The organism is Pseudomonas sp. JUb52, assembly GCF_004341115.1.
GTDB classification, from domain to species: Bacteria; Pseudomonadota; Gammaproteobacteria; order Pseudomonadales; family Pseudomonadaceae; genus Chryseomonas; species Chryseomonas oryzihabitans.
This window is the reverse complement of the sequence record NZ_SLYS01000004.1, coordinates 206,463-220,924: the sequence shown is the minus strand read 5'-3', so window position 1 is coordinate 220,924 and position 14,462 is coordinate 206,463. Positions and strand designations below refer to the sequence as shown.

Genomic DNA, 14,462 nt, shown 5'->3' with positions numbered 1-14,462 from the left:
CAGGGCTTCTGCCAGTCTAGAAGTCCTCTGCGTATTCGCCAGCCGCGGGCGCCATCTATTGCACGCGCTGAGTTCTGACCCTCAGTTCTGCAGCGGCGCCACCCTGGCACGCTGATGGGCGCGAGTCCAGGGATTCTGCTCGTCGGCGAATTTCACCGCCAGACGTTCCAGCACCCGTTGCGTCGGCGCATTGGTGCCATGCAGCAACAGCAGGGGCAACAGCAGCAGGCTGGCGCCCAGCGCGGCCTGGCGCGGTTTGAGGTTGACCTCCTGGCCACGCAGCAGCCACAGCAGGCTGCCGCTGGCGGCGTAGCCGATGGGCAGGCCGGTCACCACTTCCGAGATCGAGTGATAGCCCAGTACCACCCGCGAGACGGCGATGAGCAAGGCGCACAGCGCGCCCAGGGCGGCCGCGGTCAGCCGCAGCGACGGCCGTGCCCGGCCGGCCAATAGCCAGCCGAGGACCGGCAGCACGCTGCCCACCAGCATGGAGTGGCCGCTGAAACCGGTGAAGTCCAGGCGCGGAATGCCCAGGCCCCAGCCAAAGAAGGCGATCTTCGACAGGGCAACGCTGAGACTGGCAGCACCAAACAGCAGCAACCAGAGCAGTGCCGCCCGCGCGGACAGACCGGCCAGCAGCCAGAGCGCGATCAGCACCGCACAGGGAAGCATCACCGAGGAATCGCCGAAGTTGGTGATGAACAGCCACATGGATAAGCACACTCCTGGAGAAGACGAGGCATTCTGACCACCGGATGCCCAGAGGTTGCATCGCGCGTGCCAGCCTGTGGACTGGCGCAAGAAAGTGCTGGGATTCCCGTTACAGACCCAGAAAAAAGCCCCGGCACCTGAGGTGGCGGGGCTGATCGCCGGGAGGCGTCTTACAGACCGGCAGCGGCGCGCAGGGCGGCGGCGCGATCGGTACGTTCCCAGGTGAAGGTGGTGAAGGTGTCATCGCCCACGGTGATTTCCTGGGGATGGCGGCCGAAGTGACCGTAGGCGGCGGTGGCCCGGTACATCGGGTGCAGCAGGTCGAGCATGGTGGTGATGGCGTAGGGGCGCAGGTCGAAATGCTCGCGCACCAGCTGCACGATCTTCTCGTCACTGATCTTGGCGGTGCCGAAGGTGTTGATCGAGATGGAGGTGGGCTGGGCCACGCCGATGGCGTAGGACACCTGGATCTCGCAGCGCTCGGCGAGGCCGGCGGCGACGATGTTCTTGGCCACGTAGCGACCGGCATAGGCGGCGCTGCGGTCGACCTTGGACGGGTCCTTGCCGGAGAAGGCGCCACCGCCGTGACGGGCCATGCCGCCGTAGCTGTCGACGATGATCTTGCGGCCGGTCAGACCGCAGTCACCCACCGGGCCGCCAATGATGAACTGGCCGGTCGGGTTGATGTGGAACTGGGTGTCCTTGTGTAGCAGCTCGGCGGGGATGACGTGCTTGACGATCAGCTCCATCACGGCTTCGCGCAGGTCGGCGTACTTGACCTCGGGATTGTGCTGGGTGGACAGCACGATGGCGTCGATGCCGACCACCTTGCCGCCGTCGTAGCGGCAGGTCACCTGGGACTTGGCGTCCGGACGCAGCCAGGGCAGCAGGCCCGACTTGCGCGCCTCGGCCTGACGTTCCACTAGGCGGTGGGAGAAGGTGATGGGCGCGGGCATCAGCACATCGGTCTCGTTGCAGGCGTAGCCGAACATCAGGCCCTGGTCACCGGCGCCCTGGTCTTCCGGCTTGCTGCGATCGACGCCCTGGGCGATGTCCACCGACTGCTTGCCGATGATGTTGACGATGCCGCAGGTGGCGCCGTCGAAGCCCACGTCCGAGCTGTCGTAGCCGATGTCGACGATGACGTCGCGCACCAGTTGCTCCAGGTCGACCCAGGCGGAGGTGGTCACCTCGCCGGCGACGATGGCCACACCGGTCTTGACCAGAGTCTCGCAGGCCACGCGGGCGTGCTTGTCCTGGGTGATGATGGCGTCGAGCACGGCATCGGAGATCTGGTCGGCGATCTTGTCCGGATGGCCTTCGGACACGGACTCGGAGGTGAACAGGGAATATTCGCTCATCGAATGGTTCCTAAATTACCAAGGGGTAGGGGCCCGCAGGCCGGTCGAGACAGCAGTTTCCTTGCTGGACATGACGCCCTTGAGCGTCGGGTCCGCCCGCCACTGGCCGGTTGGCCTCATGACGGGGTGTTTCCCTGATCCGGGCGCGCGAACTGGCGCACCTGGATCTGAAAGCCGTTGCGCAGGCCGAGGTAGAGGCTTTCGCCCGCATGCAGGCCGGCGGCCTGGGCCCAGCGCGCCAGTTCGTCCTGGTCGAAGCCGAGCCAGAGATCGCCACAGGCCGCGCGCGCCCAGGTCTGGTCGTGGGGGCAGAGGTCGGTGATCACCAGACTGCCCCCCGGCGCCACGCGGCGGGCCAGCTGCTGCAGCGCCTCCGCCGGGGCGGCGAGGTGGTGCAGGACCATGTTGAGGACCACGCAGTCGGCCGCTGGCAGTGGCTCGGCGAGGGCGTCGGCCAGTTGCAGTTCGACATGGGCGAGGCCGTCGCGCTGGCAGCGCTGGCGCGCCAGTTCGAGCATGGCCGGGCTGTTGTCCACCGCCACCACCCGGGCGAAACGCCGTGCCAGGTCCGGCAGGAAGGCGCCGTCGCCCGGGCCCACTTCCAGGGCGCAGCCGCGCGGATCCAGGGCCAGGGCGTCCAGCAGGCTGAGCAGACCGTCGCGATACTGCGGCAGGCTGGCGATGAGGTCCTGCTGGGCCTGGAATTTTTCCGCCACCCGGGCGAAGAAGTCGCGACTCACCGCCGCGCGCTGGGCATGCACCTCAGTGATCCGCGTCTGCACCGCGCTGGGCAGGTCCAGGGCGTCCACCTCTTCGAGCAGGGCGGCGTGCAGGGCGCCACCCAGGCTGCCGGGGCGGGGTAGGGCGCGGCGATAGAAGATGGCATTGCCCTCGCGGCGCGTGGCCACCAGTTGGGCCTGGGCCAGCACCTTGAGGTGGTGGCTGATGCCGGACTGGCCGGTGGCGAAGATCTGCGCCAGTTCCAGCACGCCGAAGGAGGCGCTGTGCAGGGCGCGCAGGACGTTCAGGCGCAGGGGATCGCCGCCGGCCTTGCACAGGGCGGCGAGGGTATCTCCTGGTTCTTGGCCGAGCGCCGGCACGCGGAGCGGATTCATGGGGCGCTAGTCTAGAGACCCGTCCCGGGCCTCGCAAGAAAAGCATCAAAAAGTTTTGATACTTGTCCATGGCGGCGGGCCGCGCATACCTTCGTCGAGGAAGGTAAGATGCCGGGGCCTTTTGCTCAGCGGTCGTCGCAGGCTTGCGGTAACGACCGCGAGACTCGCGCGTCCAACCTGCAGCCCTCTTCCAGGAGCGTCACCGGGTAACCCATGTCCGTCCAGCCACCGTCCCCTTCCGCGCCTGCCGCCGGCACGCGCCTGGTGATCTGCGAGCACTGCGATTCGGTGCATCGCCTGGAGCCGCTTGCCGCCGGCGAACGGGCGCATTGCCTGCGCTGTGGCGCCTTGCTCTATCGCGCCAGCCGCCTGGACATCCAGGGCTTGCTGGCGCTGGCGATCGCCGCGGCGGTGCTGTTCGTCATCGCCAACGTCGGGCCCATCCTGCAGCTCAGCTTTCGCGGCCTGCACAGCGAGGCGACCCTGCTGGAGTCGGTGGTCGCCATGAGTCGCGGCTTCGCCGGCCCCATGGCGCTGGTGGTGGCCATGACCCTGTTCGTCGTGCCGCTGCTGCAGATCCTGCTGCTGCTCTGGGTGCTCGGCTTCGCCCAACTCGGCCGGCGTGCCCCCGGCTTCGCCACGGCCATGGTCACCCTGCATTACCTGCGGCCCTGGAGCATGATCGAGGTCTTCGTGCTCGGCGCCCTGGTGGCGGTGATCAAGCTGGCCGGCCTGCTGCACGTGGTGGTGGGCCTGGGCCTGTTCGGCATGGTCGGGCTGATGGTGGTCCTCTTGATCATCGCCAAGCGCGACCTGCACCCGCTGTGGGACGCCGTCGGGGAGCGCCAGTCTTGAGCGCGCCACAGTTGCCGCCGCGCGCCGACGAACTCGGCCTGTGCCTCTGCCACGTCTGCGGCAAGGTCTGCACCGCGCCACACCATCGCAAGGCCGGCTGCCCGCGCTGCAGCTCGGCGCTGCACCGGCGCAAGCCGAACGTCTATGCCAAGACCTGGGCCTATCTGCTCGCTGCGCTGATCCTCTATATCCCGGCCAATACCCTGCCGGTGATGTTCACCGGTACCCTGGGCCGCGGCACGGAAAGCACCATCCTCGAAGGGGTGATCGAATTCTGGGAGAACGGCTCCTGGGGCGTCGCCCTGGTGATCTTCATCGCCAGCGTGGCGGTGCCCTCCATCAAGTTTCTGGTGCTCGGCACCCTGCTGGTGAGTTGCCAGCGCCGCAGCGACTGGGCCACCGCCCAGCGTGCCCGGCTCTATCGCTTCGTCGAGCTGATCGGCTACTGGTCGATGCTCGACGTGATCGTGGTGGCCCTGGTCTCGGCGCTGGTGCACTTCGGTGCCCTGAGTTCGGCGGCGCCGCGCCTGGGTATCGTGTTCTTTGGTTTCGTGGTGGTGCTGACGATGCTCGCCGCGATGAGTTTCGATCCCCGCTTGATCTGGGATGCAGAGGTGAACGATGACGGACAGGCATGAACCCGACGCCCTGGCGCCTACCCCCGAGGTACGCCGCAGTCGCTGGAGCGTATCGCTGATCTGGCTGGTGCCCATCGTGGCGGCCCTGATCGGGCTGTCCATGGTGATCCACAGCTGGGCCTCGCGCGGGCCGACCATCACAGTGACCTTTCTCACCGCCGAGGGCCTGGAAGCCGGCAAGACCCAGGTCAAGTACAAGAACGTGGTGATCGGCACCGTCAGCGACATCCAGCTGGCGCCGGATCGCAACCGGGTGATCACCACCATCGAGCTGGAAAAGTCCGCCGAGGGCTTTGCCACCAAGGACGCCCGCTTCTGGGTGGTGCGGCCGCGCTTCGGCGTCAATGGCGTCTCGGGGGTCGACACCCTGGTGTCGGGCGCCTTCATCGGCGCCGACATCGGTGACTCCACCGAGTCCCATCGCGACTTCCGCGGCCTGGAGCAGCCGCCGGCGCTGATCCACGGCGCCTCGGGCAAGAGATTCATCGTCACCGCCGACGACATCGGCTCGCTGGACGTCGGCTCGCCGGTCTATTACCGGCGCATCCAGGTCGGCCGGGTGGTGTCCTTCCACCTCAACCAAGACGGCAAGGGCGTCAGCGCCCAGATCTTCGTCGATTCGCCCTACGACCGCTTCGTCACCGCCAACAGCCGCTTCTGGAACGCCAGCGGGGTCGATGTCTCGCTCAGCGCCTCCGGCCTCAAGCTCAATACCCAGTCGCTGGCCACGGTGGTGGCGGGCGGCATCGCCTTCGTCACCCCCGAATGGCCCAAGGATCCCGAGGAGGCCCAGGAAGACCAGAGTTTCACCCTGTTCGACGACCAGACCAGCGCCTTGGCCCCGCCGGATGGCGAGCCTTTCTATGTGCGGATGAGATTCCAGCAGTCGCTGCGCGGGCTTGCGACCGGGGCGCCGGTGGAATTCCTGGGCATGAACGTTGGCCGGGTGGTCTCCCTGACCCCCGACTATGAGGACGCCCAGGATCGCTTCTCGCTGATCGTCGGCGCGGTCATCTATCCCCAGCGGCTGGGCGACGTCGGCAAGCGCATCGAGACCAAGGACCGCGACGGCAAGCTGTTCGCCGGCTGGGTGGCCCGCGGTCTGCGCGCCCAGGCCCGCACCGGCAACCTGCTGACCGGCCAGCTCTATATTTCCGTCGACTTCGTGCCTAATGCGCCCAAGGTGGCCTTCGATCCCCAGGCCAAGCCGCTGTCGATTCCCACCGTCACCGGCAGCTTCGATCGCCTGCAGGAGCAGATGGCCGGCATCGTCAACAAGATCGACAAGATCCCCTTCGATTCCATCGGCAAGAATCTCGACACCAGCCTGGCGCAGCTCAGCGGCACCCTCAAGCAACTCAACGCCGGGGTTCTGCCGCAGCTGACCACCACCCTGATGGGCGTGCAGCAACTCACCGGCAGCGCCAGCCAGAGTCTCGGTGCGGATTCCCCGGTGCAGCAGAATCTGACCCAGACCCTGGAAGAGATGCAGCGCATGGCGCGTTCCCTGCGCGTGTTCGGCGACTACCTCGGCCGTCATCCGGAATCCCTGATCCGCGGTCTGGTGACCGATCCGCCGCCCAAGTTCGAACCAGGCTCCCGCGATCCCGCCAAAGGAAAACTGCAATGAAGCGCCTGACCTGCCTGGCTCTGCCCCTGCTGCTGGCCGCCTGTTCGTCCAAGACACCGCTCAACTACCACACCCTGACCAGCGCCGCGGAGCCCGCCAGCCAGGCGCGCGCCGCGGACTTCCGCTTCGCCCTGCAGAGCGTCTCGGTGCCGCCCCAGGTGGATCAGCCGCAGCTGGTGGTGCGCCAGGGCGACGGCATCGCTCTGCTGGAAAACGAACGCTGGATCGCGCCCCTGGCCGACGAGGTGCGCAGCGCCCTGTCCGCCGACCTGTCCCGGGATCTCGGCACCCTGGACCTGGGCGATGCCCCGCGCGGCACTGGCGCTCCGGTGCTGCGCATCAAGGTGGATCTGCAGCGCTTCGATTCGCAGCCCGGGCGCGGCGTCCAGCAGGACGCGCTCTGGACCCTGCGCCTGGCCGAACCGGGTGGCGAGCGGGTGCTCACCTGCGGCAGCCGGATCAGCCAGCCCGCCGGCGCCTCCTATGCCGAGGTCGTCGCAGCGCACCGCCAGGCCCTGGCGGCCCTGGCCAGGCGTATCGAACCGGTGGCGCGGGCCTTCGTGGCCGACGGCGCGACGGTCTGCCCGGCGGGCTGAGGCGACCGCGCCGATTGCTGGAAGTGCCCTGGCTGGGCCAGAATGATGGCCCTTTCGCTTTGCCTCTGCCAGGAGACACCGCAATGCCCAGCCGTCGTGATCGAGCCAACGCCATCCGTGCCCTCAGCATGGATGCCGTGCAAAAAGCCAACAGCGGCCATCCCGGCGCCCCCATGGGCATGGCCGACATCGCCGAGGTGCTCTGGCACGATCAGCTCAAGCACAACCCTGGCAACCCCCAGTGGGCTGACCGTGACCGCTTCGTGCTGTCCAACGGCCACGGCTCCATGCTCATCTATTCGCTGCTGCACCTGTCCGGCTACGACCTGTCCATCGACGACCTGAAGAATTTCCGTCAGCTGCACAGCAAGACCCCGGGCCACCCCGAATACGGCTACGCCCCGGGCATCGAGACCACCACCGGTCCCCTGGGCCAGGGCATCGCCAACGCCGTAGGCTTCGCCCTGGCGGAAAAGGTCATGGCCGCCCAGTTCAACCGCGACGGCCACCAGATCGTCGACCACCACACCTACGCCTTCCTCGGCGATGGCTGCATGATGGAAGGCATTTCCCACGAGGTCTGCTCCCTGGCCGGTACCCTGGGCCTGTCCAAGCTGATCGCCTTCTATGACGACAACGGCATCTCCATCGATGGCGAGGTCGAGGGCTGGTTCACCGACGACACCCCCAAGCGCTTCGAGAGCTACGGCTGGCAGGTGATCCGCAACGTCGACGGCCACGACGCCGACGAGATCAGGACCGCCCTGGACACCGCGCGTAAGAGCGACAAGCCCACCCTGATCTGCTGCAAGACCGTGATCGGCTACGGCGCGCCGCACAAGCAGGGCAAGGAAGAGTGCCACGGCGCCCCCCTGGGCAACGACGAGATCCAGGCCGCTCGCGAGCTGCTCGGCTGGTCCCATGCGCCCTTCGAGATTCCCGCCGAGCTCTATGCCGACTGGAGCGCCAAGGAGCGCGGCGCCGCCGCCGAAGCCGAGTGGAACGAGCGCTTCGCCGCCTACGCCCAGGCCCATCCGCAGCTGGCCGCCGAATTCAAGCGCCGCATGGCCGGTGACCTGCCCGCCGATTTCGCCGAGCGCGCCGCCGCCTTCATCCAGGACGTCGCCACCAAGGGCGAGACCATCGCCAGCCGCAAGGCCAGCCAGAACGCCCTGCAGTTCTTTGGTCCGCTGCTGCCCGAGCTGCTCGGCGGTTCCGCCGACCTGGCCGGTTCCAACCTGACCCTGTGGAAGGGCGCCAAGGGCGTCACCGCCGAAGACGCCAGCGGCAACTACGTCCACTACGGCGTGCGTGAATTCGGCATGAGCGCCATCATGAACGGCGTCGCCCTGCACGGCGGCCTGGTGCCCTACGGCGCCACCTTCCTGATGTTCATGGAATACGCCCGCAACGCGGTGCGCATGTCGGCGCTGATGAAGCAGCGGGTGCTCTATGTCTTCACCCACGACTCCATCGGCCTCGGCGAAGACGGCCCCACCCACCAGCCGGTGGAGCAACTGGCCTCGCTGCGCTACACCCCCAACCTGGACACCTGGCGTCCGGCCGATGCGGTGGAATCCGCTATCGCCTGGACCGCGGCCCTGGAGCGTCGCGACGGTCCCAGCGCGCTGATCTTCTCGCGCCAGAACCTGGCCCACAGCGTGCGTGACGAAGCCACCCTGGGCAACGCCGCCCGCGGCGGCTACGTGCTCAAGGACTGCGTGGGCGAGCCCGAGCTGATCCTCATCGCCACCGGCTCCGAAGTCGGCCTGGCGGTGCAGGCCTACGAGCGCCTGAGCGCCGAAGGTCGCAACGTGCGCGTGGTCTCCATGCCCAGCACCAGCGTCTTCGACCGCCAGAGCCCCGAGTACCGCCAGCAGGTCCTGCCGGTGGAAGTCGGCGCCCGCATCGCCATCGAAGCCGGCATCGCCGACTTCTGGTACAAGTACGTCGGTCTCGACGGGCGCATCATCGGCATGCACACCTACGGCGAATCCGCGCCGGCGGCCGCGCTGTTCGAGCACTTCGGCTTCACCCTGGACAACGTCCTGGCGGTGGCCGGCGAGTTGCTGGAAGACTGAGTCCTGCCGCGCTAATAGAAAAAGCCACGCTGAAGCGTGGCTTTTTTATGCCCGGGATTCAGTGCCTGCTCAGGGATTCACCCGGATGCTCGGCCCTGCCAGGGTGACCCCGCCGGCCTCCAGCTGCACGAAGCTGCCGCCGGCCTTGAGGGTCAGGCAGGCGCCGGCTTCCAGGACGACCTTCTGGCCGGATTGGAGCCGGATCTCGCTGCCGGCCTCGACCGGCAGGCTGGCGTCCAGCCGCAGGTGCTGACTCTCGCCGATGTCCAGGTGGTCGTCGGCGCGCACCTCGCTGCGGCGCTCGCCCCGGGTGATGCGGTGTTCCTCGGCGTGGAATTCGCTGTAGCTGTTGCCGCGGATGCGCTCACGACGCTCGTGGCCGATCTCGCTGCGGTGATCATGGCCGATGCGTTCGTCCCAGTCGCGCTGGGCATGGACATGGATCTCTTCCTGACCCTCTTGATCCTCGCTGCGCAATTCGTTGTAGCCATTGCCGCCGGGGCTGCTGAGGCTCTTGAAGGTGCTGCGGGTCTTGACCCGGGGCAGCTCCAGCGGTGGGCGATGCTCGGCGTGGTACAGGCAGCCGATCACCAGGGGTTGGTCGGGATCGCCTTCGAGAAAGCCCACCAGCACCTCCATGCCGATCCGCGGCACCGCCAGGGCGCCATGGCCGTCACCCGCCCAGCCGCTGGCGACCCGCAGCCAGCAGCTGCTGCGCTCATCGGCCTGGCCCTGGCGACCCCAGTGGAATTGCACCTTGATCCGGCCCAGGGCATCGCAATGGATGTCCTCGCCGGCCGGTCCGGTGACCACGGCGCTCTGGGCGCCCAGCAGTCTGGGCTTGGGATGGCGCAGGGGCAGGCGGAAGGGCTGCGTCCAGGGCCGCGCGACAAAGCTGTTGCGATAGCCCTGTCGCCAGCCGTCGGCCGGGATGGCGTCGGCAGCGTCTTCCTCTAGGACCTGGGGCTGGCGACCCTGGTGCTGGATCTCGGTCAGCAGCCAGAGCTGATTCCAGTCGGCGCGCGGGTGCTGTTCCAGTGGCAGGAAATGCCCGCTCACCAGGCTGGGCTGGTCGCTCGCGCCCTCGGCCTGAACGGCGTCCCCTCGCAGGCGCTCCAGGCGCCGGCTGCTCAGGCGCTGGCCGGTAGCGCGATCGGTGAAGCGGCCGGGAAAGCCATAGTCTTCCAGCGCGGGCTGAGCCGCGGCGTCCGCACTGCTGTGCAGGCGCAGCCGAGGTTGCAATGGGTCGTGATCGCGCAGGGTTGCGGCGCTGCTGCGGATCTGCAGGCCGACCGCCAGGCGACTGATCACGGGTTCCTCCGCCACCAGGCCACTGCCGGGTCGATAGCGGGTGGCGCCCAGCCGCGCAAAGCCGGTGGCGTCATCGCCAAACACCAGCACATGGCCGTCGCGGCGATGCTGGTGGTGGAAGTGCAGGCCTTCTTCCTCGCAGAGGCGGGTCAGAAAGGCCAGATCGCTTTCGCCGTACTGCACGCAGTAGTCGCGCGGCGGATAGCGCGTCGGCCCCAGGGCGAAGCGATAGTCGCCGTCGAGGATGCCGTGCTCCTCGAGCAGCTGTGTCAGGATCTCGGGCACGCTGCGCCCCTGGAAGATGCGGGAATTGACGCGGTGGGCCAGGCTGGCCAGGCGCGGTACCAGGTCGGCGCGATAGCGGGTCAGGCGCCGGCCCGTATCGCCCTGGGCCACGGCGGCGAGCTGGCCGTGGATGCCCTGGTCACCCGGACCCAGGGCGAGAAAGGCGGGCCGCTGCAACAGCGCTTCCAGCGGCCAGTCCGGGCGCTCGCTGACCAGCTCGAGCTGGAAGCGATAGGGCTGGCCGATGGCCTCGTGGCCGTCGAAGGCGAGTAACTGGAAATCCTGGGCGACGCCGTCCAGCGTCAGGGTGAAGAGTGGGGTATTGGCTGAGCTGAACATCGCATCGCGTCCTTGCGAATCGAAAGCTCCAGTGTGCGCTACAGGGTTGCACCGGCTCAAGGGCTGAAAGCCGCATTCTAGAGCATTTTAGTAGGCATATTCTGGCGCAGTGTCAGGCTGGGAGGCGGCGAAGAGATCCTGCGGCGGCGGCAGCGCGCCCTCCAGCTCCAGCAGGAATTGCTTGGTCGGCAGGCCGCCACCAAAGCCGGTCAGGGCGCCGGACGCCCCTATCACCCGGTGGCAGGGCAGCACGATGGGCAGCGGATTGCGCCCGTTGGCGGCGCCCACCGCGCGCATCGCCTGGGGCCGACCGAGATGGCTGGCGAGTTGACCATAGCTCCAGGTCCGGCCGTGAGGGATTTCCGCCAGGGCCTGCCAGACCGCCAGCTGGAAGGGGGTACCGCGCGGTGCCAGGGGCAGCTCGAAGGTCTGGCGCTGCCCGGCGAAGTACTCGCCGAGCTGTACGCGGGCCAGATCGAGGATCGGGTGGTCGGCGGCGCTCCAGCTGGCGTCACGCTTGGCCAGGTAGCGATTCTCGGGAAACTCCACCACGCGCAGGCCACTGTCGTCGGCGGCCAGGGTGAGCGTTCCTATGGGGCTGTCCAGCAGGCAGTAGGCGATCATCGGGGCGACTCCTTGGCGAGACGGGTGGGAACGGGTTCGGCGGGGGCATCGGCGGGCGCCTTCCAGGTGGCTTCGCGCCAGACCTGCATCACCCCGTAGGCACGCCAGGGCCGCCAGGCTTCGGCGCGGGCGTACAGGGCCTTGGCGGTCAGGCGCTCGCCCGGGGGCGCCAGGCGCTTCTGCAGCATCAGGTCTTCCACCGGGCAGGCGTCGGGATGGGCCAGGGCGCGCAGGGCGATGTACTGGGCGGTCCAGGGCCCTATGCCCTTGAGCGCGATCCAGCGCCGGGCGAAATCGTCCAGGGTGCGGCCGGTGTCGAAGTCCACCTCGCCGGCGCGCAGCGCTCTGGCTACCGTACCCAGGGTACCGGCGCGGGCGCGGATCAGGCCGAGGCCGGTGAGGTCTTCCAGGGCGGCATCGGCCAGGGCGTCCACCGTGGGAAAGAAGTGATGCAGACCGGCTGGCGGTCGACTGGCCTCGTGACCGGGCTCGCCCCAGGGGCGGCCGAAGCGCTGCACCACCCGGGCGGTCATGGTGGTGGCCGCCACCACGCTGACCTGCTGGCCGATGACGGCGCGCACGGCGATCTCGAAGCCATCCCAGCCACTGGGCAGGCGCAGGCCGGGCCGGCGCGCCACCAGTTCGGCCAGGGTCGGATCGACCGCCAGGCCCTGGGCGATGGCTTCGGGATCGGCGTCCAGATCGAACATGCGGCGGATACGCGCCACCGCGGCCTGCAGCTCTCCAGGGGCGGCGCCGTGCAGCTCCAGGCGCAGCGCCGGCGTGTCGGCGTCCCAGGCCGAGACGCGCAACCAGCCCGGCTGTTCGGGGGTACCGATCACCCGGGCGTAGCTGTGGTCATCCAGGACCTCGACGCCGGGCAGGGCGTGGCCGCGGAGGAAATCCAGCTGGGCGACGAAGTCGTAGGGCGGACGATAGGCCAGGCGCAGGACCAGCACTGGCGAAGCCGCGGCCTGACCCTTGCGCACCTGACTGGGGGCCAGGCCGTAGGCGTCGCGAAAGGCGGTGTTGAAGCGCCTGAGACTGCCGAAGCCGGTGGCCAGGGCCACCTCGGTGATGGGCAGCCGGGTCTCGCTGAGCAATTGCTTGGCGAACAGCAGTCGGCGGGTGGTGAGCACCGCCAGGGGCGCGGCGCCCAGGCGCTCGACGAACAGCCGGCGCAACTGGCGTTCGCTGAGGTCGAGGCGGGCGGCGAGGGCGGGCAGACCGCCGTCGTCCAGGCCTTCGTCCATCAGTCGCAGGGCCCGCGCCAGGGTGGCGTCGCCGCGTTGCCAGTGGCCGCTGGCGGGGGAGAGCTCCGGACGGCATCTCAAGCAGGGGCGATAGCCCGCGGCCTCGGCGGCTGCGGCGCTGGGGTAGTAGCTGACGTTTTCCGGGCGTGGCGGTTGCGCCGGGCACACCGGCCGGCAATAGATGCCGGTGGTAAGCACCGCGGTGTAGAACAGGCCGTCGAAACGCGGGTCCCGCGCCAGGCGGGCGCGTTCGAAGGCGGGAATATCGGGGAAGGCGTTCATGGCGGCAGGTTAGCACCGCGGGGGAGGGGTGACTGGCCGTTTTCGGACGGGACCGCTGACGTAGAGAGCTATCGCGGCCATGGGCCGCTCCTACAAAAGCAGCACTGCCCTGTAGAAGCGGCCGCATCGGCGGACCGCCATGGCCGCGATAAACCGTACTACTTGGCGTCGTAGCGTGGAAAACGGCGCAGCCTTTTCCACTGGGGACTTCGTCGCGCGGCGCACCCTCACCCCAACCCTCTCCCAGAGGAAGAGGGGGCTTGTCGGAGCAAGACGGCTCAGCGCCGTAGCGTGGAAAACGGCGCAGCCTTTTCCACTGAGGGCTTCGTTGCCCGGGGCGCCCTCACCCCAACCCTCTCCCAGGGGAAGAGGGGGCTTGCTGGAGCAGGCGGCTGGCTCAGAAATCCCAATCCTCGTCTTCGGTACTGACCGCCTTGCCGATGACGTAAGACGAACCCGAGCCGGAAAAGAAGTCGTGGTTCTCGTCGGCGCTGGGCGACAGGGCGGCGAGGATCGCCGGGCTGACGTCGGTCATGCTGCTGGGGAACAGGGCTTCGAAGCCCAGATTCATCAGCGCCTTGTTGGCGTTGTAGTGGAGGAATTTCTTCACGTCCTCGCTCCAGCCGACGCTGTCGTAGAGGTCCTCGGTGTAGGCCACCTCGTTGTCGTAGAGATCCTGCAGCAGCTCGTAGGCGAAGTCCTTGACCTGCTGGCGGCGCTCCGGGCTTTCCTTGGCCAGGGCCTGCTGGAATTTGTAGCCGATGTAGTAGCCGTGCACCGCCTCGTCTCGAATGATCAGGCGGATCAGGTCGGCGGTGTTGGTCAGCTTGGCGCGGCTGGACCAGTACATCGGCAGGTAGAAGCCCGAATAGAAGAGGAAGGATTCCAGGAAGACGCTGGCCACCTTGCGCAGCAGCGGGTCTTCGGCGTGGTAGCGCTCAAGGATCAGGTCGGCCTTGGTCTGCAGATAGGGATTCTCTTCGCTCCAGCGATAGGCCTCGTCCACGTCGGGCGTCGAGCAGAGGGTGGAGAAGATCGAACTGTAGGAGCGCGCATGCACGGCTTCCATGAAGCCGATGTTGGCGATCACCGCTTCCTCGTGGGGGGTGACGGCATCGGCCAGCAGCGTAGGGGCGCCCACGGCGTTCTGGATGGTGTCCAGCAGGGTCAGCCCGGTGAAGACGCGGATGGTCAGCTGCTGTTCCTTGGGCGTCAGGGTCGCCCAGGAGGGGATGTCGTTGGACAGCGGGATCTTTTCCGGCAGCCAGAAGTTGCCGGTCAGGCGATTCCATACCTCCAGGTCTTTCTCGTCCTGCAGGCGGTTCCAGTTGATGGCGTTGATACGGTTCAAGCGCGGGGCGTTCATAGCTGCATTCATGAC

General features: G+C 67.9%; 12 protein-coding genes. 5 read left to right on the top strand and 7 right to left on the bottom strand.

Annotated elements, in window-relative coordinates; all coding sequences use genetic code 11:
* Window positions 1-81: 81 nt before the first annotated feature.
* The 3 genes from EC839_RS08950 to EC839_RS08940 form a co-directional block, all read right to left on the bottom strand.
* On the bottom strand, window positions 82-711 hold the full coding sequence (locus EC839_RS08950) for a phosphatase PAP2 family protein (RefSeq protein ID WP_007161305.1): 630 nt from the start codon (window positions 709-711) through the stop codon (window positions 82-84).
* 170 nt (window positions 712-881) lie between these two features.
* Window positions 882-2,072: a methionine adenosyltransferase gene (metK, locus tag EC839_RS08945; RefSeq protein ID WP_007161304.1), complete on the bottom strand. Its 1,191-nt coding sequence runs from the start codon at window positions 2,070-2,072 to the stop codon at window positions 882-884.
* 116 nt (window positions 2,073-2,188) lie between these two features.
* A complete protein-coding gene (locus EC839_RS08940; RefSeq protein WP_007161303.1) occupies window positions 2,189-3,187 on the bottom strand; it encodes a metalloregulator ArsR/SmtB family transcription factor in 999 nt (332 codons plus the stop codon).
* Between the two features lie 213 nt (window positions 3,188-3,400).
* Between EC839_RS08940 and EC839_RS08935 the strand changes: the two genes are divergently transcribed.
* From EC839_RS08935 to tkt, 5 genes are all read left to right on the top strand, one after another.
* Window positions 3,401-4,042: a paraquat-inducible protein A gene (locus EC839_RS08935; protein ID WP_007161302.1), complete on the top strand. Its 642-nt coding sequence runs from the start codon at window positions 3,401-3,403 to the stop codon at window positions 4,040-4,042.
* Entirely contained in the window at window positions 4,039-4,680 is a 642-nt protein-coding gene (locus tag EC839_RS08930) for a paraquat-inducible protein A (protein WP_132832511.1), read from the top strand. The genes EC839_RS08935 and EC839_RS08930 overlap by 4 nt, the downstream gene beginning before the upstream one ends.
* A complete protein-coding gene (locus EC839_RS08925) occupies window positions 4,664-6,310 on the top strand; it encodes an intermembrane transport protein PqiB (protein WP_007161300.1) in 1,647 nt (548 codons plus the stop codon). Before EC839_RS08930 ends, EC839_RS08925 begins: the two co-directional genes overlap by 17 nt.
* A complete protein-coding gene (locus EC839_RS08920; protein ID WP_007161299.1) occupies window positions 6,307-6,906 on the top strand; it encodes a membrane integrity-associated transporter subunit PqiC in 600 nt (199 codons plus the stop codon). Before EC839_RS08925 ends, EC839_RS08920 begins: the two co-directional genes overlap by 4 nt.
* A gap of 83 nt (window positions 6,907-6,989) precedes the next feature.
* Window positions 6,990-8,987, top strand: coding sequence for a transketolase (gene tkt, locus EC839_RS08915; RefSeq protein ID WP_007161298.1), 1,998 nt, complete (start codon window positions 6,990-6,992; stop codon window positions 8,985-8,987).
* Between the two features lie 69 nt (window positions 8,988-9,056).
* On the opposite strand, the gene EC839_RS08910 is transcribed toward tkt, so the two are convergent.
* The 4 genes from EC839_RS08910 to nrdF all read right to left on the bottom strand — a co-directional run bounded on the left by EC839_RS08910 (window position 9,057) and on the right by nrdF (window position 14,459).
* On the bottom strand, window positions 9,057-10,922 hold the full coding sequence (locus EC839_RS08910) for a type VI secretion system tip protein VgrG (RefSeq protein WP_007161297.1): 1,866 nt from the start codon (window positions 10,920-10,922) through the stop codon (window positions 9,057-9,059).
* 87 nt (window positions 10,923-11,009) lie between these two features.
* Entirely contained in the window at window positions 11,010-11,546 is a 537-nt protein-coding gene (locus EC839_RS08905; RefSeq protein WP_007161296.1) for a methylated-DNA--[protein]-cysteine S-methyltransferase, read from the bottom strand.
* Window positions 11,543-13,081, bottom strand: a complete 1,539-nt coding sequence (locus EC839_RS08900; RefSeq protein ID WP_007161295.1) for a DNA-3-methyladenine glycosylase 2 — start codon at window positions 13,079-13,081, stop codon at window positions 11,543-11,545. The genes EC839_RS08905 and EC839_RS08900 overlap by 4 nt, the downstream gene beginning before the upstream one ends.
* A 397-nt stretch (window positions 13,082-13,478) precedes the next feature.
* Window positions 13,479-14,459 (bottom strand): class 1b ribonucleoside-diphosphate reductase subunit beta, encoded by a 981-nt coding sequence (nrdF, locus tag EC839_RS08895; RefSeq protein WP_305955930.1) that lies wholly within the window; start codon window positions 14,457-14,459, stop codon window positions 13,479-13,481.
* Window positions 14,460-14,462 lie beyond the last annotated feature (3 nt).

Bases quoted from the DNA above. Each gene is read 5' to 3' on its own strand.
- EC839_RS08950 (WP_007161305.1), bottom strand. From the start codon at position 711: ATGTGGCTGTTCATCACCAACTTCGGCGATTCCTCGGTGATGCTTCCC.
- metK (WP_007161304.1), bottom strand. From the start codon at position 2,072: ATGAGCGAATATTCCCTGTTCACCTCCGAGTCCGTGTCCGAAGGCCAT.
- EC839_RS08940 (WP_007161303.1), bottom strand. From the start codon at position 3,187: ATGAATCCGCTCCGCGTGCCGGCGCTCGGCCAAGAACCAGGAGATACC.
- EC839_RS08935 (WP_007161302.1), top strand. From the start codon at position 3,401: ATGTCCGTCCAGCCACCGTCCCCTTCCGCGCCTGCCGCCGGCACGCGC.
- EC839_RS08925 (WP_007161300.1), top strand. From the start codon at position 4,664: ATGACGGACAGGCATGAACCCGACGCCCTGGCGCCTACCCCCGAGGTA.
- EC839_RS08920 (WP_007161299.1), top strand. From the start codon at position 6,307: ATGAAGCGCCTGACCTGCCTGGCTCTGCCCCTGCTGCTGGCCGCCTGT.
- tkt (WP_007161298.1), top strand. From the start codon at position 6,990: ATGCCCAGCCGTCGTGATCGAGCCAACGCCATCCGTGCCCTCAGCATG.
- EC839_RS08910 (WP_007161297.1), bottom strand. From the start codon at position 10,922: ATGTTCAGCTCAGCCAATACCCCACTCTTCACCCTGACGCTGGACGGC.
- EC839_RS08905 (WP_007161296.1), bottom strand. From the start codon at position 11,546: ATGATCGCCTACTGCCTGCTGGACAGCCCCATAGGAACGCTCACCCTG.
- EC839_RS08900 (WP_007161295.1), bottom strand. From the start codon at position 13,081: ATGAACGCCTTCCCCGATATTCCCGCCTTCGAACGCGCCCGCCTGGCG.
- nrdF (WP_305955930.1), bottom strand. From the start codon at position 14,459: ATGAATGCAGCTATGAACGCCCCGCGCTTGAACCGTATCAACGCCATC.